The following is a 21,008-nucleotide window of genomic DNA, read 5'->3' as shown; positions in this document are numbered from 1 at the left end:
TGAAGTTCACCCTCAGTTCTGTAAAATACACAGAATTGAGGGTTTTTTAAAAAATGAATTTAAAAATAACATATTCAATAGAGAAAGACACCAAAAACCACCTAGATGGTGTTTTTGAGTTTAAGCATTTAAAGCATGGTAGAGAAAATATTCGTGAGAAACTTCTTAGCCAATTGGATTCAAAATTAAGAAAAGAGATAGAAAATTCTAAAAACAAAGAAGACGCAGGTGTGCGAATAAAAACTTTTTTAAATGAATGGGAAATAAAAAATCATCAAAAAATAGAAAATGTTATTAAAAATTTAGAAAATAAATGGGAAGAAAAAGGTGGATTAGTTTTACAAAAATTAGAGAATTTATATAAAAAAGAATTTCCTTTTGATAATATTACAATTTATTTAACATCTTTATCTTTATGTCCTTATAGCTACAAAGATAAGTTTATTTATATTTATTTAAACGATACCCCAGAAAAACAAATAAAAGTTCTTTTGCATGAATTAAACCATTTTATGTTTTATTTTTATTATTTGAATCTTAAAGATAAACTCGGGTATGAAAAATATGAATTACTTAAAGAGTCCTTATCTTATTTTTCTAATCCCGAACAAAAAGGCAAGCCAAACGAGAAAGGATTAAGAAATTTATATGCCTCAAAACAATGGGGGAGTATAGATGAAGTTATAAAAGAAGGAAAGGATTTTTTATTGAATGATAAATAATTTTAAATGACCTCTCAAATTCTTTACTTAAATATACCCAGCATGTATATATTTAAATATGAGAATTAGTGAACTAGGGAAATTCTATCCAGAAGGAAGAGAAGCTCAAGAACAAAAAGAAAATCCAGAAACAGAAAAAGACGAAACATTAGTAACACCAGAACAAGCCGAGAAAAAAATAACTACTGCGGAGGCTATAGTAGGTGTTATTGCATTAGGAATAAGAGTAAAGTTATTTATGGCTGACAAGGGCGTAGAAGTAAAAAGAGTTGTTCAAGAAGCAAAAAAAGATGTTTTAACAGAACCAGCTGAAGTTAAACCGATTTTAGGAAAAACTATTGCTGATATTGGGTCATTGATAGTCGATCACATAACAGAAAGAAAAGAACGACGGCTAGAAATTCGCCAGCGTTTTGCAAATTCTGTGGGTGAATTAGCAGGAAAACTGAATAAATTAGAAATGTTAAGAGGTTTTGAAGAAGTACAACAAGAAGAAATTGCTAAAACACTAAGCACACCCTTAAGACCAGTCGGACTTAGTGAAGATGACAGGATAAAACTAAGAGAAAAAACAGAAATAGCAAAAGGTGATAAAGTAAGAAAGGAAAAAGAGAGTTTTTACAAATTTGTAGATGGATTACTAAATTCATAAGTTCTTTTAAAAACATTAAAACAAGGAGAAAAAATATGAACACCGAAGAATTTGAAAAACTAAAAGAAGAAACTCTGGCTTTAGCGCGAGAATCTCTTATGTTTAGAAACTTTCCAGATAATTTAAGAGAATTTGAAAGAGTAGTAGGGCTAAAAAATGATCCCGATAATGATGAAGAAATTATACGTTTTTGTTTGAATATGTTTAAAGAATTAGAGGAACTTCTTGAAGAAGGGTTTAAATTTTGGGCGGAAGTTCATACACTCACAGAATTAAAAGAACTGGGTTTGGCTTAAAACAAAGCCAAACGAAATTCTCCTTTACGCCCGTGTAAAAGACGGGCATTTTTGTTTTATAACTTTTTTATAGAGAAGCTATAAAAATAATTTCGGTGCCGTTTCCTTTTATTGGAGTTTCTTTAAAAATTTCTACTTTACTAAACACTTCATTCAATAGTTCTAATGTTCTTTCTTTATCTACAGATATTTTTTTAAGATGTTCACTGTATTCAACGTTGGGGTATAAAACAGGTGTTATTAAAACAAAATGCCCATCTTTAGTTAGAATGTTTTTAATGTTTTTTAAAAAAGAGAATTTATCTTTTATAAAAGCAAAAACTAATTTACAGGCTATTAAATTAAAAGGGGAATCTGGTATATTTTTATAATTGGAAGAATCAATATCAAACTCTATAAATTTTGTTAAATTTTTTACACCTTCTTTTTCTGCGTTATTTTTTGCCTTAGATAAAGCAGCATCGGAAACATCTAAGCCAATAGATTGAAAACCTTTTTTAGCTAATTTAATAACCAGATCTCCAGTACCACAACCGATATCTAGAGCTTTATAATTTGGTTTTATATTAATATGTTTAAATAGTTCGTCTAAAAAAAGAGGACTTACTTTTACATAATTCTTATCTTGAGAAAATATATTGTTCCAAAAGTCCTTTTTCATCTAAGCTTAATTATAGCATTTGTATTTTAACTAAGTATATTCAATAATAACTAACAATGAAGTGGTATTACCTTACTTTAGTTATTGGGGTTTTGTTGGATCTGGCAATTTTGCCTTGGTTTTTGGGCGCAAGCTTAATCCCTAACCTATTTTTTACCATTTTACCTTTCGGCTTTTTATTTTTGCCAACTAAACACTTAAAAATTCTTTTTCTTTTTTCTTTAATATATATACGAATTACCACCCCTTTTAACTTAGGTATAATATTTATAGCTTTAATGTTGATGCTGGTTTTTGAAAGATGGTTTCTTACCAATTTCTTCCACCGCTCGGCTTGGCAAACTTTAGTATTTTCTGGGTTCGGGATTTTAGTTTTTTATTTAACTATATTTTCTTTAAATTGGGCGCTGGGCTTGGGTAATATAAGCGAAGGCGTAAATAGAATTGGCCCAATAGTGCTTTTAATATTTACATCGGCCGCCAGCAGTTTTTTATTTAATAAATTTTTAGCTAAAGATTTTAATAATGTTTAGAAAAAAAAGAATAAAAAACCTAGACCATTTAGAAATAGATGAGATTTTTTTTGATAAACATCAGCTGGCCGAAAATAGCTTTAAGTGGGAGAACAGAATTTCTAAAACCATTTCGGATTCAGCCATAAAAAAATTGGGTTTGGTCCTTCTGCTTATTTTTGGTGTGGTTTTATTTAGAAATCTGTATATAGTTATTTTTAAAAATAAAGAATATACCGCGCTAGCTAAAGCTAACTATATAAAAGAAATTTGGGATCGGGCGCCTCGGGGCATAATTTACGATGCTAAGGGTAAAACCTTGGTAAAAAATGTTTTGTCTTTTAACTTGGTGATGATTCCGGCCGAGCTACCTAGAAACAAGGAAGCTCAAGAAAAAATAGTAAAAATTTTAAGCGAGCTTTTGCAACAATCGCCCGATGCCATAAAAGAACAATATCAAGATATAAATAGATTTTCTTTTCGCCCGGTGCTAGTTTTAGAAGATTTGGATCATAACGAACTTTTAGCTTTTAAAAGCCAAATAGAAAACTTGCCGGGTTTCCGCTTGGAAGAAAATTTTAAAAGAGAATACGAAGACCGAGGAGTGTTTAGTCATGTTTTAGGTTATACCGGCCGAGTTACGGAAAAGGATATCAAAAAACAAAATGATTTTTTGTTAACAGATGTTATTGGCAAAGATGGCGCAGAACTTCAGTACGAAAATTATTTAAGAGGCCAAAACGGCGTAACGATGTTAGAAAGCTATGCCCAGGGTGGCATCGGTAGGGTGGTGGGCAGTAGGCAAGCTGTGGCGGGTAATAATTTAAATTTATTTTTAGATGCCGATTTACAAGCCAAGTTAACGGAGATTATGGCTAGGCATTTAAATGCTATTGGTTTAGGTAGGGGCGCTGCAATTGCAATCGATCCAAGGGGCGGTGGAGTATTGGCTTTACAAAGTTTTCCCTTATTCGATAGCAATGTTTTTACAACACGTTTAAGCCTAGAAACTTTTAAAAATCTTTTTGAAAGTAATAGCCAGCCCATGTTTAACCGTGCCATTGGCGGAGTTTACCCGCCGGGTTCTACCATTAAGCCATTTATTGGCATAGGCGCGCTTCAAGAAAAAATTGTTAGCGATAAAACTTTAATAAATGATAAAGGTTTTATAACGGTAGGCAACCAAATATTTAAAGGCTGGAAAGTTTTGGGCCTAGTGGATGTTTATAAGGCGATTGCCATGTCTTCTAACATCTTTTTTTATACTGTGGGCGGTGGTTATGGTGATATTCCGGGTTTAGGGCCAGAAAAACTGGCGGAATATTATAAAAAATTTGGTTTTTCAAAATTAACAGAAATAGATTTGCCGGGTGAGGCCGATGGTTTTATTCCTACGCCAAACTGGAAACGTTTAAACAAGCGTGAAGGTTGGTTTTCGGGCGATACTTATAATATGTCTATTGGGCAAGGTTTTGTGCAGACAACCCCTGTGCAATTGTCTCTCGCTACTTCGGCCATCGCAAACCATGGTACTTTATTTAAACCAAGAGTGGTTAAGAATGTAACAGATGCTTCGGGCAAGGTTATAAAAAATATTGAGCCCGAAGTTTTAAGCAAAAATTTTGTAGATCAAGAATCTTTAGAAATAATTCGTAAGGCCATGCATGAAACAATTGTTTCGGGTTCGGGTAAGCTCTTTCATCTTTACCAGGCAGTGCAGGTGGCAAAACAGGCACAGCTCAAACCGGTGTGGGTAATAATACGCATGCTTGGTTTTCTGTTTTTGCGCCATACGAAAACCCAGAAATTGTTTTAATAGTTTTAGTAGAAAACGGTGGCGAGGGTTCGAATATAGCAGCACCAATAGCGCGAGAAGTGTTAGAATGGTATTTAACTAGGTAACTAGCTTTCTAGGTTATTAGCTTTTTAGGAATTTACCTAATAAGCTATAAGCTATAAGCTAAAAGCTATTGTGATTTTTGATGGTAGGCAATTAGCCAATAAAATTTTAGAAGAAATTAAAAAAGAAACTAATTTATGGCCACAAAAACCAAGCGTGGCTGTGGTTAGTTTTGGTGCCAAAAAAGATAATTCTTCTTATATAATTCAAAAAAGAAAAACCGCCGAAAGTTTAGGTTTTGGTTTTAAGCATTATCATTATTCTAAAGATGATTTTTCAAAAGCTAGGGTATATTTAAATAAAATAGTAAAAATGGAAAATGTTTCGGCTGTGGTGGTTCAGATGCCATTACCTGCCGAAATTAACACCTCTATTTTAAATGTTATACCGCCAGAGAAAGATCCCGATCTGCTTTCTGATAGATCGGTGGGTATGTTTTTTAATGAGCATTCTTTAGTTAACCCGCCAACAGCTGAAGCTATTTTAGATATTTTAAAAGAGGAAAATATTAGTTTGTCTGGCAAAAAAATAGCTTTACTTGGCTACGGCAGGCTCGTGGGCAGGTTTTTAGTGCCGATGCTTATAAAGGAAGGTGCAACAGTATCTATCATAGATAAAAATACGCCAAAAGAGCAGGTTAAACAAATTTCTTTGGGTTCGGATATTGTTATAAGCGCTGTGGGTGAGGCAAATTTAATAAAGGGGGATATGCTAAAAAGCGGTGCCGTAGTTATAGATGCTGGGTTTTCCATCCTTGACCCCGCCCTTGCAGGCAAGGGCGGGGTTGACGGAAAGATAGTAGGTGATGTAGACTTAGACTCTGTGAAAGACAAAATTTCGTTAATTACTCCAGTTCCGGGTGGCGTAGGCCCAATTACGGTAGCTCGGCTTTTTTCTAATGTAGCAAAATTATTTAAGTATTCAACTAAATTTAAAAACTAACACCAATCACATTGGTGTTTTATTAATAAATAAATGTAAGCAACCCCACGCCAATTTTGCAAAATAGTTTATGGCGAAGCGCTTCGCCCATCAAGGCATGTGCTATTCGCACACGCGCTTCACAGAAATTAGATCAACTTTGTTATTTTTTTAAGATCAAACAAATTATCACGGCAAAATTGGAGCGGGGTTGCATATTTGTAGCTATTCGCTACGCTCACAGACAAATATGCAAAAATATATTTCTCAAGCCGATTTAGATACATTTAAAGAAGAATTACACGAATTAAAAACAGTTAAACGCCACGAAATTGCAGAACGTATCGAAGAAGCTAAGTCGTTGGGAGATCTTTCCGAAAACGCCGAATATTTAGAATCTCGCGAAGCTCAAGCTTTTAATGAAGGCAGAATAAGAGAACTAGAAGAATTGGTAAAAACTTCGGTTATTATAGATGAAAACAAAAACAAGGCGGGAGCTAGGGTTGCCATAGAAGTAGGCGATACTATAGAAGTCAAAAACGAAAAAGGCGATAAAATAATTTATACTATTGTGGGTTCGAATGGTGCCGACCCTATGCAAAATAAAATATCCAACGAATCGCCGTTAGGTAAAGCGTTTCTTTTTAGATTACCCGGCGAAGAGGTTGAAGCTGTAACGCCAATGGGTAAGCTAAAATATAAAATCTTAGCGATAAAGTGAGGATTTGTTAAATTTGTCTTTTTAAATGGATTTTGTATAATATAAAAACTAGCTTGGCTAGTGTTCTTTTATCAATTCCACTCAACCTTCTGGGGAGAAGGCTATATGGATAACAGCATATTCGGGAGCAGAGAAATGCAACGGCCGCTTTCGATTGGGGAGTTGAACTCGCTTCGTGCGAGTTTGTCTCACATTGATCCTTCACTGCGTCCGCCAGAGGGAGAACTTACCCAGAACACCATGACCGATAACCCTTCTCAGAACAAACCGAGGAGGATATAGAGTTTTGACCGAGGAAAGAATAACTTTCCTCGGTCTTTTTGTTTAAATGACTTTGACCCAAGTTGCTTTAAAAGCTAAAATACATTAATGGCATCATTAGATGAACTTAGGGATACTAGAATATCCAAACTTAAAGCTCTAAAAGACGCGGGTAAATACCCTTATCCCGCTCGGGTGCGTAAGGATTATACGAATTCTTATATTCACGAAAATTTTGATTCTTTAATAGCTTCGGCCACACCTGTATTTTTGGCCGGGCGTATTAAAGCTATGCGCTTACACGGCGGATCGGCTTTTTTAGATTTAGAAGATAATACCGGCGAAGTGCAGGTTTTTTTACAGAAAGATCGCTTAGGCGAGGAAGTTTTTAAATTATTCGAAACCACTACCGATGTGGGCGATTTTATAGAAGTTGGCGGCAAATTATTTAAAACTAAGCAAGACACCAAAACTTTAGAAGTTGATAGCTTTAAAATTGTGGTAAAAACCTTGCGTCCACTGCCCGAAGAATGGTTTGGCTTAAAAGATATAGAAGAAAGAATGCGCCATCGTTATATAGATTTAATTCTAAACAAAGGCGTTAAGGCATCTTTTAAAAATCGTTCGCAACTAATAAGCGATATCAGAAAGTTTTTAGCCAAAGCAGGCTTTATGGAAGTAGAAACTCCGATGTTGCAACCATTGGCTGGTGGCGCTTTGGCCGAACCATTTAAAACTCATTTAAACGCGCTAGATATAGATTTATATTTACGCGTGGCGCCCGAACTTTATTTAAAGCGCTTATTGGTGGGGGGTTTTGAAAAAATATTCGAAATAGGCCGATGTTTTAGAAACGAAGGCATAAGCCCAGTACATAATCCAGAGTTTACTATGTTAGAACTTTATTGGGCCTACCAAGATTACAAAGGTTTAATGAAGTTTACTCAAAAGCTTCTTAAAAAATGGATAAAGGGCCAATGGCAAACTAAAGATTTTTCTAAAATATTTAAAGAAAAAACTGGCAAAAAATATACCGAGGTTGATCCGTCCGAATTAGACGAATTTTATAAAAAAGAAGTTAGAGCCAAAATAGCAGGCCCGATGTTTATTACGCATTATCCAGAAAGCATAATGCCTCTGGCTAAATTAAAAGAAGGCGATCCAAAATTAACCGAAAGCTTTCAATTGGTTTTAAATGGTTCGGAAGTTGTTAAAGGTTTTTCGGAAATGAATGATCCTTTAATACAGCGCGAACAAATGGAACGCCAAGAACAGGCTTTCAGAGGTGGCAATAAAGAAGTTACACGCCTAGACGAGAATTTTTTGGAAGCGTTAGAATATGGGATGCCCCCAGCGGCTGGTTTGGGTATTGGTATCGACAGGTTAGCTATGATAATAGGTGAACATACCAATATTAGAGATGTGATATTATTCCCTCTCCTTCGCCCCAAAAATAAAGATATTTAATACAATAGCGAAGGAGAGCCCTGCGAAGCTTTACCGTGTCCTTCCGTAGCCTTGGCGAAGGAGGAGCGTAGTAGGGCATTAGCTTCGGAGAGCAAGCGTTTATGAAAAAATAATATGATAGACATTAAGTTATTACGAGAAAAACCAGACTATATTAAAGAAGCCATTCGCAGAAAGGGTTATAAAATTGATGTTGATGAAATTTTAGAAATCGATAAGCGTCGCCGCGCTCTTATACAGGAAACCGAAGAGATTAGGCGTATGGCTAAAGAAATATCTGCTTTAGGTCAAGAGACCTCCGAAGAAGATAGAGAAAAGGGCAGAAGCTTAAAAGAAAAAATAAAAGTTAAGGAAAAAGAATTAGATGTTGTAGCCAGTGATCTTGCGGAAAAATTTTCGCAAATACCAAACCCCGCATTTGATGAAGTTCCAGAAGGCGTGGGCGATAAGGGCAATAAAGAAATAAGAGCTGTTGGCAATATTCCAGAATTTTCTTTTAAACCCAAAGACCATTTAGAGTTGGCTGAAAGTTTGGGCATGGTAGATTTTGAAGCGGGCGCCAAAGTTGCCGGTAGCCAATTTTTCTATTTAAAAAATGAAGGCGCAATGTTAGAACTAGCTTTAATAACTTATACGCTAGATTTACTACGCGAAGAAGGTTTTGAAGTTTTGTTTACGCCAGATATAGTTCGTTCTAAATATTATTTAGGCACAGGTTATTTGCCAAAAGGCGACGAAGCTCAAACCTACGAAATTACAGATTCCGATTTAGGTTTGATTGCTACCGCCGAAGTTGCTTTGGCGGGCTATCATGCCGATGAAATTTTAGATTCAAAAGTGTTACCTAAAAAATATGCTGGATTATCGCATTGTTTCCGCCGAGAAGCTGGCGCATATGGCAAATATTCCAAGGGGTTATATAGAGTACACCAATTTACCAAGGTGGAAATGTTTGCCTTTACCACGCCCGAAGAATCTAAAAATATGCACGCAGAAATTTTGTGTTTGGAAGAAAGAATTTTCCAAGGTTTAAATATTCCTTACCGTGTTTTAGAAATGTGCACTGGCGATTTAGGCGCGCAAGCTGCTGCCAAATACGATTTAGAAGCTTGGATGCCGGGTAGAGGTGGTTCGACAGCAGGCTCACCACAAGGCGAATGGGGCGAAGTTACATCTACTTCTAACACCACAGATTACCAAGCTAGAAACTTAAATATTAAATATCGTTTACCAAATGGCGATACAGACTTTGTTCATACATTAAACGGCACAGCTGTGGCTACTTCACGCGCTATAATTGCCATATTAGAAAACAATCAAAAAGAGGATGGTTCGGTAACTATTCCAAAGAATCTGCAAAGATACCTTACCTTTAAATCCATAAATCCCAAATCCTAATATCTAAACTCTAAACAAATTATAAATTCTAAGTTCTAAACAGTTTTGGGTTTTGAGAATTGGGGTTTGTTTAGAATTTAGTTTTTAGTATTTAGAGTTTTTTCAAATGGCTGAAAAATTCCGTCTTGCGCAAAAAGAAAATGTTTTTTCAAAAGTAAAAGTCCCTAGCTATGCGGGGCCACTTTTGTTTTTAACCCTAGCCTTAATTACTGGAATATTTTTCTATTTTAAAAAGCATACTGTTAGCCAAGAAGTAAAAGAAGAAAATTCTATAGATAAAACCTTGTCGGCAGTTTTATGCCAAACAGGAAAGTGTTTTTGGTTAAACAAGGAAGGCGTTTCTTTTAACGAAGGGGCTAAGGTTAGTGGCAATATGGTTCCGGTTGTAGAAGATAAAACAAATAAAGAGCTTAAAGTTGGCGATAAACTTTTGGACCCAAATACTTTAGGTAAAATAAATTTTTTAAAAGAGGAATTAGCAACAAAGTTTGAAATTAAATTATTAGACACTAAAACCGAAGATTCCAATTATTCCGATTTTGATTTTACAACCAGCGAAGGCTGGGTCTTGCGTTTAAATTTAAGCGAGAATATATATAAAACCTTAGAAACTTTAAAACAATCGTTAGGCGAAATTAAAAAAACCGGCCCAACCGCTTTGTTGGATTATTTAGATCTACGCATTCAGAATAAGGTTTACTATAAGTTTAAATGAAGAATATAAAGAAAAATAAGGAATTAGTGATTTATCAAGCAAAAAGCGGAGCTATTGAGTTTCGGGGTGATTTTACGCACGAAACTATCTGGGCTACGCAGGCTCAAATATCCGAGGTTTTTCAGGCTGAACGTTCGGTTGTGACAAAGCATATTAGAAATATCCTAAAAGATAAAGAATTAGATGCTACTTCAGTATGTGCAAAATTTGCACATACTGCCGACGATGGAAAAATATATCAAGTGCAATTCTATAATCTTGATATGATTTTATCGGTTGGTTATCGGGTTAATAGCAAAAAAGCAACTATTTTTCGCCAGTGGGCAACTAAAACACTAAAAAGCTATGTTGTAGATGGTTTTGCTATAAACAAAAACCGAATTGCTAAAAATTACGAACAGTTTTTAAGCATTGTAGAAAACATTAAAAAGATTTTACCTGTAGGGTCTAGTGTGAACGCGGGAGACGCCATTGAACTTATATCGCTTTTTGCGGATACTTGGTTATCGCTTGATGCTTACGACAAAGGCATTTTACCAAAAGGAAAATTAACAAAAAAGAAAGTTGAGTTAACTGCAGAGAAAATTACCGATAGTTTAAATAAACTAAAAGCAGAGCTTATTCATAAAAAAGAAGCCACTAATATTTTTGGTACGGAAAGAAGCAAGGGTTCTGTGGCAGGAATTGTTGGTAATGTAATGCAGACTTTTGGCGGTAAGGAATTATATGAAAGCGCAGAAGAAAAAGCGGCACATTTGTTATATTTTATAGTTAAAGATCACCCATTTATCGATGGCAATAAACGATCGGGTGCTTTTGCGTTTGCTTGGTTTTTAAGACAAGCGAATATTCTAGATACTAAAAAGATAACTCCTTCCGCGCTTACCGCACTTACAGTTCTTGTGGCAGAAAGTAGCCCAAACCATAAGGATAAAATTCGTCAACAATTACAGGTTTTACGTGACAAAAATTATCTTGAATTTATGGGTAGAGGTGTATACAGAGTTAGATAGTTGACTTTACCTAATACTTGATCAAAGATCGAGTATGGACATAAGTAGAGAACTTGCAATTCAAATATTAAAATATTTGCACCAGCATCCCGATTTTTATTTTCCATTCCTCGTAATGAACCATGAATATGCTGAAGAGGATGATAATTTTGTGGAAATTGAACCGGATGAGTGGGAGAATCTTCAAGAAGATGACAAATACCAAACATTTCAACTCTGGGAAAACTTGCAAGATTTATATGAGGAGACGATTGAATTAATAATAGCAAGGGGTTTTATTGAAAAAATAACCAATAAATCTTTAGAGCTACACGTTGCAGAATTAGTAAAAAGTTATAGAAAGGATTACAGGGAAAAATTACCAGAGAGCAACAAAATAGAAGAATATGGACTAAATGAGTTTATTGGTGGAAAGGCAGAAGCTTATGGAGAGTGTTTGAGTTTAATAAAAAGTTACAGAAAATAGTTTAAATTAGTAAAAGCCATTCCTCACCTAGCAATGACCATCCTTGCTAGGTGTGTGGTTAATCTATTTTATACATAAATATAGAATACCCAATTTTTGCTGTGGGTTCGTAGGCATTTAGCCAGTTATACTGCGTGGTACTTCCTTTAAAATCTTTTATGGCGTTAGCTCCGCCGTTTTGGAGTAGTAGCGTAGAAGAAGTCATTGTTTGCCCTAAGTTGTAGAATTTAAGAGAAAGGCGTATTATATATGTATGGTTAAAAATGTAACTAAAATCAATCAAAAAAAGTATAGAAACGCCATTATTTTCTTTGCAAAAAGGATTCAGAATGGCACTTTGGGTAAGCTCAAAATGATGAAGCTTTTATATTATCTAGACTTTGATTTCTTTGAAAAATATGGCCGTTCAGTTACTGGTGATGAATATCTTCGTTTTGAAAACGGACCTGTACCTCGTATGGCAGAAAAAATTCTTAAAGAGATGGATGGGCAAGAGATAAAAATCACTAAACGAAAAATTGGAAATGGATATAATGATCAACAGCACATCGAAGTTTTAGTGGCTGATTTTGATGTAAATGTTTTTGAAAAAGAAGAATTGTTAATGCTTGAAGAAATTGCCGTTAAGTGGGATAAATTTACTGGATCAGAAATGAAAAATGCCAGTCACGGTGAAGCTCCGTGGATTGCTACTAAGCCAAATGAGGTTATTGATTATAATTTATCTCTCTATCGTAACAAATACGGCGAGATGGCAAATATTTGATCAAGAATATTCATGGAGTTGTCTCGGCATAATGATATTGAAAAAGATTTCAGAAACTTGCGACGGTTTCCAACTCCACAAGAATCGTTAGAAGCATGGGAACGTCTTTTTTGCCTAAAGGGTATTAAAGAAACACCCGGGATTGATCTGTTTCCTGGGTTTGGTGGGTTAAAAATATATAAAGGAAGAGTTATTCCTTTGCGAGAAAATATTGGCAAATCAAAAGGATATAGAGTTATTTTTCAATTAATTAAGGGAGAATCATACAAAATCCTTGTTTTCTCTCGTCACGGTATATATCACAATGAGTATGATTTGATTCGTATGGTAAAAGATCGGCTATAAATTTAAAACAAAAAATCCGCCAAAAGGCGGGTTCTTTGTTAGCGTCTGGCTACAGCTTGAAAGCTGTGAGAGGGCGAACCCTCCAAACGCTATAATTAGTATGGCAAATATTGTGGTAAAAGTCAAAGTTATCTAAGACATTAAAACCTATCGAAGTGGAACTTCGATAGAAAGAGAAATATAAGTCTTTTTTAATCAATTTTAAAAACAAATATAGAATACCCAATTTTAGTTACGGGTTCGTAATCGTTTAACCATTTATAGAACGTTGTATCACCTTGGAAGCCTTTGGTGGCGGTGGCTCGGCCGTTTTGTAATAGAGTAGCCGAAACTGCTAGCCAGCCGTGGCGTTGCGAAGTATCGTTAGCATCTAAACGTTCATATTTATTGCCTAAATAATATTCTGGGTTGCCACCGCCAAAATAATCTAGTTTTATTTTTTCTATATTATTTTCATTAACAAAATTTGTTAAACGTTTTAAATCTTGCCCCCAATCTAGGTTGGAATCTACCGCATATTTATAACCGTTATCTGGGCCACTAGCGAATTCGTTATAGTACGAAAGGTAATAGGGGTAAGTGCTTAGTGTTTCCATACCAAGCCATATGGCAAAAATACAAACAACTAAAACTTTTATTGGTTTTAAACCAGTTTTAACCCAGCTAGAAATTTGCCCAGCTGTAAGCATATATATAAATGGAAAAGTTGGCAAAACATGTCTGACTCCAATATTTAAGTTTCCTTTTATGCTTAAACCCCAATAGATAACTATAAAAGTTAGCCAGACAAATTCGGTAAAATTGTTACTAATCCAAAATTTAATTGATGACCAACGCCACTTATTTCGCGGCAAAACAGAAATAACAGCGAGGGCTATTAAAGCTAAAATGGGAATGGGTTCTTTAAGCAGATAGATTATGGGGAAATAACTTTTCCAAGCAACAGAGGCCACATCGCCCATATAATAAGTTGTGTTGCCACCGCCGGTTCTTTGAAAAACCATCAAAAGCCCAAGCGAATATTGAGCGTAGGGGCGCAGTAATGGTTTATCCGTCATCCAAATAACAGCATTAGCCAAAGGTTTAACTGGGTAAGAACGCAAAGTAAATGTTGTATCGGCTTTTTGCCTTTCGACGGGATATTTCCAGACGTGAAATTGGTAAACTGGCCAGACTAGCAAATAGCCAATAGTAAAAATAGCCACTAGGGACAAGATAAGTCGCGAGAAAGAAATCTTTTTTGAAACTATCCAATAAACGAGTCCCGTAAAAATAAATAATGGCACCAAAATTATTAAAGAAAATTTTAAAAGTTGAGCCACGCCAAACGCTAAGCCAGCAAACAATAAATTCTTTTTTGTTTGATTGTTTATAAACTTAACAAAAAAGTAAGTACCTAAAACAAAAGCGAATGAGGCGGCGACATCGGTGGTTACATAACGGCCATGCGCCATAATGTTGGGCGAAAATACAGTTAAAAATAATGCAAACAATCCGGTTTTACCGCCGTATCTTTCTTTTGCCCATATATAAACCACAATGCCTAACAAAACAAAGATAAGCATTACAGCGAGCCTGGCATTAAAAATTATCTTGTCGGGGTTGTTTCCGCTTTCATAAAGAAAGTGCGTGCCAAAAGTCCATTGGCCGTTGATATCATTCTGCCAAGAATAATGCCCTGCATCAAAGTTAATTTTTTTAAATAATAGGGGAATTGCCGCCAAATCTTTCATCAAAGGCGGATGTTCTGGGTTTAAGCGCATATCTTTTTGCGTTAGGTAGGAATAGCCAGCCGAAACATGAGGCGATTCATCGGTGGTTACAGAATCGTTTTTGACCGAAAAAACGGCTAATATTAAAGCCGAAGTAATTATTAACCCAGCAAGAATATTATATTTTAAATTTTTCATTGTATTCGTATCGCTTTAAATGTTATCAAGTTAGCTTCGTGCGCCTTGGGATATTTGGCCATTATTTTTTGGAATAATTCTGGGTCGTATTTTGTTAAAACGATAGTCGCATCGGTTAAATTTAAGGGGATAGAATCAATTTCGGTTGTGTTTAGGTATTTTATATTTTGTTTGTGCGCCAAAAACATTATAGGTTGAGCCTGTATAGAAACGCCTTTTATTATAGAGCCAGTTTCGTTAACTACTACATATTTTTGAGTTTTAGAGTCTAGACCATTTAAGTAATTGGCAATATGGGTTAAGCGAGTTTCGAAACTAGTTATAACCTGCATTTTGTTGGCCCAAACAACAAAGTAAGTTCTAAATTCCCAAACGCCACATAAAATCAAACTTAGTAAACATAAGTAAGTAAATTCTTTTTTAATGCGCTTTATGTTTTTTGAATTGTGATCTAATTTATTTTGAGCCCAATTATAAAAATTATTTAAGCCTATAGCCGACATAATAAATACAGCCGGCATGGCGCCTAAAGCACGCAAGGCGTGGGGCGCACCTTCGGGTGCAAGAAAATTGGGCAATAACATTACAAAAAACCAAGAAATTAAAAAGAAATTTCTATCCGAGGTAAAACGTCTTAATACAGAAGCAAGGCCAATAATAAAACCTAGGCCAAAAGGCCAAAAAAGTTCAGGCCTAGTGGAAAGATTGTGTCGCCAGTTAGCGTCGCCGTAAATATTAAACATACCCAATGTTTTTACTGCAGATTCAGCGAAAGCCTTTGCGGGTGAGGCAGTTTTAAAAATAGAAACATCACCGGCCCGGCCAAAAAAGTCGGGAATATTATTAAAGTAGTATAAAGCGAGGGGAGACATCACTATAAAGCCTGCTATAGAAAACCATAAAACAGATTTTAAAATAAACTTTTTGTTGTAATCCTTTTTAACAAGAAGCATTAAAAAAACTAAAAGTATAAGAAGGGGAGATAATCGCCAAGAAATATATGTATGAAAGCCTAAACCGTAAATTAAGCCTGAAACAATAATTAAATATCGATTTTGTTTTAAAATTCCAGACCAAAAGAAATAAAAAGCCCAGACTAAAACAAACGGTAGCATAATTGCCCGAAAACCTATGCGCGAAAAATTAACCGCCCAAAAACTTATCGCCATCATATAGCTAGAAAGCAAAGCTATGCGATCGCCCCATAAAACTCGAGTTAGTAAAAACAAGCCTAAAACGGTAAGAACGCCAAATATTCCCGAAACTATTCTTAAAGCCCAAGGGTAAGCACCAAAATGGTTAACGCTTATGGATTGAAGGTTTATAAATAAGCCTTCTCGGCCATAGTTTTCGGGATAAAAAATTTTCCAATCTTTATAGGCTAAAGCCTCTAAGGCATTTACACCATTAACTGCTTCGTCGGGGTATAAACCCGATGGAGTTTCTTTGATTTGATAAAATCTAAAAAAAACAGAAACAGCTAAAATACCTAACAAAGTCAAAAAGGTTATTTTCTTCATTTAAAGGTTTAGATATATGCTATAATAATATCATCTTATGGACGAAATTTCTAAAGAAAACATATTAAACCCAGAAGCTTCAGAAACAGAAGTCGCGCCCGAGGTTTTGTTGCCCCAAGAAAATATTGAGGCACAGGTTGCGCCAGAAATTTCAGCACAGGAATCTGGAGAACTTCCAACTGCTCAACCTCAGGTGGCAGACGATCAAAATACTGATGCCGCAGAAGTGCAAGAGGAAGTTTTATTGGATGAAGAAATACAGCAAGAAGTTTTAGATGTAGCGCATTTACCCCAAGAAGAAAAATTGGTGCATTTAAAAGAAGTAGCTCAAAAAACTAGTTTGGAAAAGGCTATTCGTATGGTTAAGAATATGAATGATCCTTGGTTGGAAGATAAATTTCACGATGAATTGAAAGACGATCCAGATTTTAGAATGAAGCTAGAAGAATTGGGCAAAATAGAAAAACTATAACTCTCGCCAATATAGCTAATTAATACTAATATGGCGAATCAGATCAGAATTTATATGCCTTATTAGTATATTCGCGTAGATTTGTATATTAGCGAAAACTAATGTCTGAGATTTTATTGGGTTTTTTCCCTAGCGTTGGTTTATTGTTCGGCTTATTTTTAGCCGGGCTTATTGTTTTTTATCTGGTTGTTGGCTCCATTAAGAATCGCGGGCGGGTAGCTCGCGGGCTTAATATGGAGCTTTTTTTAATTTTGATTCCCCAAGATGAATATTTAGAGCCTGGGCAAAAACCTAAAACAGACAAAGAAAGAACTCAGCCTATGGAACAGCTCTATTCTGTGTTTGCTTCTATGATGGAAAAAGGCTCATGGAGAATTTTTGAATTTGGCCAGCCCTATTTGGTTTGGGAAATTGCCTATATAAAAAATGAAATTAGGTTTTATGTTTCTGTGCCTGCTAGATATAAAGATATGTTGGTAAGGGCGGTGCATTCTGTTTCTTCGGAAGCTGTGGTTGAACCCGCGCCCGACTATAATATTTTTATACCAGAGCAGGGTGGCGGGGTAGCCGCTTCTTATTTAAGAACGCGTCGCAGTTCTTTTTTACCTATAAAAACATATCAAGATTTAGAAGTTGATCCTTTAAATGAAATTGCTACGCATTTTTCAAAACTAATAGATAACGAAGGCGCGGTCATGCAGATTTTAATGCGGCCATCTCCTAAAAAGTTTAATAAAACAGCTTTTAAAATTACTAAAAAAATGCAGGAGGGCTATTCTTTCGATAAAGCCTTTCATTTGGTTAAAAAATCGTGGCTGGCTCCGTTTAAGGTAAAAGCAGAAAAGGCTAATCCTGTTTTAACTCCCCAAGATCAAGAAATTATAAAAGGCATAGAAAACCATGCCGCTAAGCCTAATTTTGAGGTTAATATTCGTTTAGTAGCTTCGGCCCCAACCGAAGAACGGGCCGAACTCATATTAAAAGATTTTGAAACTTCTTTTAATCAGTTTAATTTTCCTAATTTAAATGATTTTTCAGAAAGCAGAGAAAAAAAGAAAAATATTATTTTTGAATTTAGCTTTAGGCTTTTTGATGAAAATAAAAAAATAATTTTAAGTTCCGAAGAACTGGCCAGCATCTATCACCTGCCTCATCAAGGTATTAGAGTGCCAAAAATTAAATGGTTGAAAGCCCGTTCGGCGCCTGCGCCTTGGGGCATGAATGATGGGCCGTATTTGGGCTGGAATGAATTTCGTTCAGAGCAAACTATTGTCAGGATTGCTCCAGACGATCGTAGAAGACACTCTTATATTATTGGTCAAACCGGAACCGGTAAATCTACTTTGTTGCAAGAAATGATCCGCCAAGATGTAGAAATGGGTAATGGTATTGCGGTGTTGGATCCGCACGGTGATTTAGTTGAATATACTTTATCGCATATTCCACAACACAGATGGAAAGATGTAATTTTGTTTGATCCTTCCGATATAGAACGCCCGATTGGCATAAATATGCTGGAAGCGGCCAGCACCGAAGAAAGAGATTTTGTGGTTCAGGAAATGATGTCGATCTTTTACAAGTTATTTCCGCCCGAAACTATGGGGCCGATGTTTGAACATAATATGCGAAATGCCATGCTTACGCTGATGGCCGACGAGGCTGACCCCGGCACTTTGGTGGAAATTCCAAGAATTTTTACCGATAAAGAATTTCAAAAAAATAAAGTAGCCAAAGTCACCGATCCCATAGTTAAATCTTTCTGGGAAAAAGAAATGGCTCAAACCAGCGATTTTCATAAATCGGAAATGTTGGGTTATTTGGTTTCCAAAGTGGGCCGGTTTATAGAAAATGGCATGATGCGAAATATTATTGGCCAAACAAAATCTGGCATAAATTTTGCCCAAATAATGAACGAGAAAAAAATACTTTTGGCCAATCTTTCTAAAGGCAAAGTCGGCGACGTTAATGCTAATCTTTTAGGTTTAATGATTGTGGGCAAGTTGCAGTTAAATGCTATGAGACGCGCGTATATTAGCGAATCGGAAAGAGTGGATTTTTATTTATACTTAGATGAATTCCAAAATTTTACTACCGATTCTATAGCCACTATTCTTTCCGAAGCCAGAAAATATCGCTTAAGCATGGTAATGGCGCATCAGTATATTGCCCAGCTGACCGATAAAATTAAGGCTGCGGTTTTTGGCAACGTCGGCACCATGATTATGTTTAGGATTGGTGTGGAAGATGCAGAATTTTTAAAACCGCAGTTGGCTCCACTTTTTAATGAGCGCGATTTAATAAATTTAGATAATCATAATGCCTATGTTAAACTTATGTTTAAAGGGCAAACATCGAGGCCGTTTAATTTAAAAACTTATCCGCCGGTTCAGGGCAATGCTGAAACTATAAAAGTTGTTAAGAATTTGTCGCGTATGACTTATGGTAAAGAAAGGGAGGTGGTAGAACAGGAAATATTGGCGCGAGCTAGGTTGGGGCCATCTTTAGAACAGGCTCAACCCCAGCTTCAACCCAACGAACCAAAGTTTAATCTTTAGAGTTCTCGCGAATATAGCTAATCAGCGCTAATATAGTGAATGGTTTTAGATTTGATGTAAATTCTTATTAGCCATATTCGTGTTAATTCGTATATTAGCGAAAAGTATATGATTTTTACAAAAAAAGACGCTTTAAAGGCGCTGTTTCTAGGTTTTTTTGTTTCTATAATGTTGTTGGTAGTTATTAAGAATTTAGATTTTAAATTACCAATAAATAAATATTTGTTGCCGGTTATTATATCGCCCCTGTCGGTGCTGGGGCTATATGCAACTTATAAAATATCTCAAATCTGGAGGCCTTTTGTGTATCAGTTTGGAAAATTCTTTGTAGTGGGTTTATCTAACACATTTTTAGATTTAGGGGTTTTGAATTTTTTAATTTACATAACAAACATTACGCATGGGCTTTATTTTGCTATTTTTAAGGCAATATCTTTTACTTGTGCCGTGGTAAATAGCTTTATTTGGAATAAAAACTGGACATTTCAAAAGCAAGGCAATTTCTTTTTGTTTCTTGTGGTAGTTTCTGGTAGCGCTTTGTTAAATGTCGGCTGGGCTTCTTATATGGTAGACGTGATAGGCGCGCCCGAAGGCATTTCGGCAAAACTTTGGGATAATATTGCCGCCTTAAGTTCGGTATTTTTAGTTTTAACTTGGAATTTTTTGGGTATGAAATATATTGTTTTTAAAAAAAGACTTCCCCCGCCAGTTAATCAGTAATTCTGTAGTTCTTTTATTTATCTAAAAAATTGCTTAAAATAGCCAAAGGAGGAAAATGAAAATCCCAACAGATTTTATAGAAAGTAATTTTTCTGCGGCAGATTTTTTGGCTAATTGCGATGAAGTTTTTAGATTGTATGGGCAAGGCCTAGCCACTATGCCGCCCCGCGAGCAAAATGTAGATGCACTGGGTCGGTTTACTCTAAAAATGCCAGCGAGTATACCGGGCTATACAGGATATAAATTTATAGAAGAGTTGCCATCCGAATCTCAAGGCAAGTTAGGTCAAAGGAGCGCGGTTATAAAAATCCAGCCTGAAAATAATGAAGTCGCGTCAAACGCGATTGAGATGGATGCTGAATATATAACCAATATGCGAACTGGCGCGGCTGGCGCGCTTGGTTTAAAATATTTTGCTCCACAAGTTAAATCTGTTGCCATATTAGGTACGGGAAAAATTTCCAAAGCCGTTGCTTTGTGCCTTGCTGAATTAGGGGTAACTACTATAAATGTTCATAGTCGCAACGCTGAAAATAGAGAAAAATTTAAGCAAGAAATTATCAAACACTCGGTGTTCGATAATATTATACTACATGATTCAATCGCTTCTGCTCTAGTCGATACTCAAGCGATTTTGAGCGCTGTGCCTACACCGGAGCCGATATTGTTTTTTAAAGATTTGCCAGCAGGGGTTTTTATATCAGTTATGGGTGGCGATTCTCGCACGACTCAGCTTGATAAAGAAATAATGATACGGGCAATTGTTATTCCAGATAACGAAGAACAATGTAAAAAAAGTGGTGAGTTTAAACAGGCTTTGACCGAGGGTTATTATCAAGATATAAACTTTGCAAGAATAGATAATCGCGTAGCCAATATAGGTGATGCTTCATTGGGCAGATTAGAACTCGGCGATGGAGTTAAAGTAGCTTATTTTACTGGCCTTGCTGTTCAAGATGTTAATGCCGCCAAAATGGTGTATGAGAAGTTTATAAAAACTGCTTAATTGGTCGAT

22 protein-coding genes are annotated in these 21,008 nt (G+C 35.7%); 18 read left to right on the top strand and 4 right to left on the bottom strand.

What is annotated here, in order from left to right; genetic code table 11:
* Positions 1-53 precede the first annotated feature (53 nt).
* From Q8Q95_00360 to Q8Q95_00350, 3 genes are read left to right on the top strand one after another with little or no spacing between them, the layout of a single operon-like run.
* The gene (locus tag Q8Q95_00360) at positions 54-722 is read left to right on the top strand and encodes a hypothetical protein (GenBank protein MDP3764061.1); all 669 of its coding nucleotides are present in this window, start codon (positions 54-56) and stop codon (positions 720-722) included.
* Between the two features lie 58 nt (positions 723-780).
* Positions 781-1,374, top strand: coding sequence for a hypothetical protein (locus Q8Q95_00355; GenBank protein MDP3764060.1), 594 nt, complete (start codon positions 781-783; stop codon positions 1,372-1,374).
* 35 nt (positions 1,375-1,409) lie between these two features.
* On the top strand, positions 1,410-1,670 hold the full coding sequence (locus Q8Q95_00350; GenBank protein ID MDP3764059.1) for a hypothetical protein: 261 nt from the start codon (positions 1,410-1,412) through the stop codon (positions 1,668-1,670).
* Between the two features lie 67 nt (positions 1,671-1,737).
* On the opposite strand, the gene Q8Q95_00345 is transcribed toward Q8Q95_00350, so the two are convergent.
* Complete coding sequence (locus Q8Q95_00345) at positions 1,738-2,331, bottom strand: class I SAM-dependent methyltransferase (GenBank protein MDP3764058.1); 594 nt, start codon at positions 2,329-2,331, stop codon at positions 1,738-1,740.
* A 56-nt stretch (positions 2,332-2,387) separates the two neighbouring features.
* On the opposite strand from Q8Q95_00345, the gene Q8Q95_00340 reads away from it, so the two are divergent.
* From Q8Q95_00340 to Q8Q95_00300, 9 genes are all read left to right on the top strand, one after another.
* The gene (locus Q8Q95_00340) at positions 2,388-2,864 is read left to right on the top strand and encodes a hypothetical protein (GenBank protein MDP3764057.1); all 477 of its coding nucleotides are present in this window, start codon (positions 2,388-2,390) and stop codon (positions 2,862-2,864) included.
* Complete coding sequence (mrdA, locus tag Q8Q95_00335; GenBank protein ID MDP3764056.1) at positions 2,857-4,659, top strand: penicillin-binding protein 2; 1,803 nt, start codon at positions 2,857-2,859, stop codon at positions 4,657-4,659. Before Q8Q95_00340 ends, mrdA begins: the two co-directional genes overlap by 8 nt.
* 156 nt (positions 4,660-4,815) lie before the next feature.
* Positions 4,816-5,685, top strand: a complete 870-nt coding sequence (locus Q8Q95_00330) for a bifunctional 5,10-methylenetetrahydrofolate dehydrogenase/5,10-methenyltetrahydrofolate cyclohydrolase (protein ID MDP3764055.1) — start codon at positions 4,816-4,818, stop codon at positions 5,683-5,685.
* Positions 5,686-5,914: 229 nt separating this feature from the next.
* Entirely contained in the window at positions 5,915-6,385 is a 471-nt protein-coding gene (greA, locus tag Q8Q95_00325) for a transcription elongation factor GreA (protein MDP3764054.1), read from the top strand.
* Between the two features lie 369 nt (positions 6,386-6,754).
* Entirely contained in the window at positions 6,755-8,113 is a 1,359-nt protein-coding gene (locus Q8Q95_00320) for an amino acid--tRNA ligase-related protein (protein ID MDP3764053.1), read from the top strand.
* Between the two features lie 114 nt (positions 8,114-8,227).
* A complete protein-coding gene (serS, locus tag Q8Q95_00315; protein ID MDP3764052.1) occupies positions 8,228-9,511 on the top strand; it encodes a serine--tRNA ligase in 1,284 nt (427 codons plus the stop codon).
* A 106-nt stretch (positions 9,512-9,617) separates the two neighbouring features.
* Positions 9,618-10,226: a hypothetical protein gene (locus tag Q8Q95_00310; protein ID MDP3764051.1), complete on the top strand. Its 609-nt coding sequence runs from the start codon at positions 9,618-9,620 to the stop codon at positions 10,224-10,226.
* Positions 10,223-11,239 (top strand): RhuM family protein, encoded by a 1,017-nt coding sequence (rhuM, locus tag Q8Q95_00305; protein ID MDP3764050.1) that lies wholly within the window; start codon positions 10,223-10,225, stop codon positions 11,237-11,239. The genes Q8Q95_00310 and rhuM overlap by 4 nt, the downstream gene beginning before the upstream one ends.
* A 34-nt stretch (positions 11,240-11,273) precedes the next feature.
* Positions 11,274-11,705, top strand: coding sequence for a hypothetical protein (locus tag Q8Q95_00300; protein ID MDP3764049.1), 432 nt, complete (start codon positions 11,274-11,276; stop codon positions 11,703-11,705).
* Between the two features lie 58 nt (positions 11,706-11,763).
* Here the strand turns inward: Q8Q95_00300 and Q8Q95_00295 are convergent, their stop codons facing one another.
* The gene (locus Q8Q95_00295) at positions 11,764-11,910 is read right to left on the bottom strand and encodes a hypothetical protein (GenBank protein MDP3764048.1); all 147 of its coding nucleotides are present in this window, start codon (positions 11,908-11,910) and stop codon (positions 11,764-11,766) included.
* A 48-nt stretch (positions 11,911-11,958) separates the two neighbouring features.
* Between Q8Q95_00295 and Q8Q95_00290 the strand changes: the two genes are divergently transcribed.
* Both Q8Q95_00290 and Q8Q95_00285 read left to right on the top strand, forming a co-directional pair.
* Positions 11,959-12,471 (top strand): Panacea domain-containing protein, encoded by a 513-nt coding sequence (locus Q8Q95_00290; protein MDP3764047.1) that lies wholly within the window; start codon positions 11,959-11,961, stop codon positions 12,469-12,471.
* 12 nt (positions 12,472-12,483) lie between these two features.
* On the top strand, positions 12,484-12,816 hold the full coding sequence (locus Q8Q95_00285) for a hypothetical protein (GenBank protein MDP3764046.1): 333 nt from the start codon (positions 12,484-12,486) through the stop codon (positions 12,814-12,816).
* 191 nt (positions 12,817-13,007) lie between these two features.
* Here the strand turns inward: Q8Q95_00285 and Q8Q95_00280 are convergent, their stop codons facing one another.
* Positions 13,008-14,726, bottom strand: coding sequence for a glycosyltransferase family 39 protein (locus Q8Q95_00280; protein MDP3764045.1), 1,719 nt, complete (start codon positions 14,724-14,726; stop codon positions 13,008-13,010).
* Positions 14,723-16,246 carry a glycosyltransferase family 39 protein gene (locus Q8Q95_00275; GenBank protein ID MDP3764044.1) on the bottom strand — a complete coding sequence of 508 codons (1,524 nt, stop codon included), beginning with the start codon at positions 16,244-16,246 and terminating at the stop codon, positions 14,723-14,725. The genes Q8Q95_00280 and Q8Q95_00275 overlap by 4 nt, the downstream gene beginning before the upstream one ends.
* 37 nt (positions 16,247-16,283) lie before the next feature.
* On the opposite strand from Q8Q95_00275, the gene Q8Q95_00270 reads away from it, so the two are divergent.
* The 4 genes from Q8Q95_00270 (at position 16,284) to Q8Q95_00255 (ending at position 20,999) form a co-directional block, all read left to right on the top strand.
* Positions 16,284-16,718 (top strand): hypothetical protein, encoded by a 435-nt coding sequence (locus Q8Q95_00270; GenBank protein MDP3764043.1) that lies wholly within the window; start codon positions 16,284-16,286, stop codon positions 16,716-16,718.
* A gap of 101 nt (positions 16,719-16,819) precedes the next feature.
* Positions 16,820-19,273, top strand: a complete 2,454-nt coding sequence (locus Q8Q95_00265; protein ID MDP3764042.1) for a type IV secretion system DNA-binding domain-containing protein — start codon at positions 16,820-16,822, stop codon at positions 19,271-19,273.
* Positions 19,274-19,381: 108 nt separating this feature from the next.
* A complete protein-coding gene (locus Q8Q95_00260) occupies positions 19,382-19,993 on the top strand; it encodes a GtrA family protein (GenBank protein MDP3764041.1) in 612 nt (203 codons plus the stop codon).
* Positions 19,994-20,048: 55 nt separating this feature from the next.
* Entirely contained in the window at positions 20,049-20,999 is a 951-nt protein-coding gene (locus Q8Q95_00255) for an NAD(P)-binding domain-containing protein (GenBank protein MDP3764040.1), read from the top strand.
* Positions 21,000-21,008: the final 9 nt, after the last annotated feature.

The sequence above is a fragment of the bacterium genome (assembly GCA_030697795.1).
GTDB lineage: Bacteria > Patescibacteriota > Minisyncoccia > JACQLN01 > JACQLN01 > JACQLN01.
Note: the sequence above shows the minus strand (reverse complement) of the source record. Positions and strands in the feature narration are given on the sequence as shown.

Coding starts and splice junctions, on each gene's coding strand:
- Q8Q95_00275 (MDP3764044.1), bottom strand. CDS start 16,246: ATGAAGAAAATAACCTTTTTGACTTTGTTAGGTATTTTAGCTGTTTCT.
- Q8Q95_00355 (MDP3764060.1), top strand. CDS start 781: ATGAGAATTAGTGAACTAGGGAAATTCTATCCAGAAGGAAGAGAAGCT.
- Q8Q95_00310 (MDP3764051.1), top strand. CDS start 9,618: ATGGCTGAAAAATTCCGTCTTGCGCAAAAAGAAAATGTTTTTTCAAAA.
- Q8Q95_00265 (MDP3764042.1), top strand. CDS start 16,820: ATGTCTGAGATTTTATTGGGTTTTTTCCCTAGCGTTGGTTTATTGTTC.
- Q8Q95_00345 (MDP3764058.1), bottom strand. CDS start 2,331: ATGAAAAAGGACTTTTGGAACAATATATTTTCTCAAGATAAGAATTAT.
- mrdA (MDP3764056.1), top strand. CDS start 2,857: ATGTTTAGAAAAAAAAGAATAAAAAACCTAGACCATTTAGAAATAGAT.
- Q8Q95_00360 (MDP3764061.1), top strand. CDS start 54: ATGAATTTAAAAATAACATATTCAATAGAGAAAGACACCAAAAACCAC.
- Q8Q95_00320 (MDP3764053.1), top strand. CDS start 6,755: ATGGCATCATTAGATGAACTTAGGGATACTAGAATATCCAAACTTAAA.
- Q8Q95_00290 (MDP3764047.1), top strand. CDS start 11,959: ATGGTTAAAAATGTAACTAAAATCAATCAAAAAAAGTATAGAAACGCC.
- serS (MDP3764052.1), top strand. CDS start 8,228: ATGATAGACATTAAGTTATTACGAGAAAAACCAGACTATATTAAAGAA.
- Q8Q95_00300 (MDP3764049.1), top strand. CDS start 11,274: ATGGACATAAGTAGAGAACTTGCAATTCAAATATTAAAATATTTGCAC.
- Q8Q95_00280 (MDP3764045.1), bottom strand. CDS start 14,726: ATGAAAAATTTAAAATATAATATTCTTGCTGGGTTAATAATTACTTCG.
- Q8Q95_00270 (MDP3764043.1), top strand. CDS start 16,284: ATGGACGAAATTTCTAAAGAAAACATATTAAACCCAGAAGCTTCAGAA.
- Q8Q95_00340 (MDP3764057.1), top strand. CDS start 2,388: ATGAAGTGGTATTACCTTACTTTAGTTATTGGGGTTTTGTTGGATCTG.
- Q8Q95_00260 (MDP3764041.1), top strand. CDS start 19,382: ATGATTTTTACAAAAAAAGACGCTTTAAAGGCGCTGTTTCTAGGTTTT.
- Q8Q95_00295 (MDP3764048.1), bottom strand. CDS start 11,910: ATGACTTCTTCTACGCTACTACTCCAAAACGGCGGAGCTAACGCCATA.
- Q8Q95_00350 (MDP3764059.1), top strand. CDS start 1,410: ATGAACACCGAAGAATTTGAAAAACTAAAAGAAGAAACTCTGGCTTTA.
- Q8Q95_00255 (MDP3764040.1), top strand. CDS start 20,049: ATGAAAATCCCAACAGATTTTATAGAAAGTAATTTTTCTGCGGCAGAT.
- greA (MDP3764054.1), top strand. CDS start 5,915: ATGCAAAAATATATTTCTCAAGCCGATTTAGATACATTTAAAGAAGAA.
- Q8Q95_00285 (MDP3764046.1), top strand. CDS start 12,484: ATGGAGTTGTCTCGGCATAATGATATTGAAAAAGATTTCAGAAACTTG.
- rhuM (MDP3764050.1), top strand. CDS start 10,223: ATGAAGAATATAAAGAAAAATAAGGAATTAGTGATTTATCAAGCAAAA.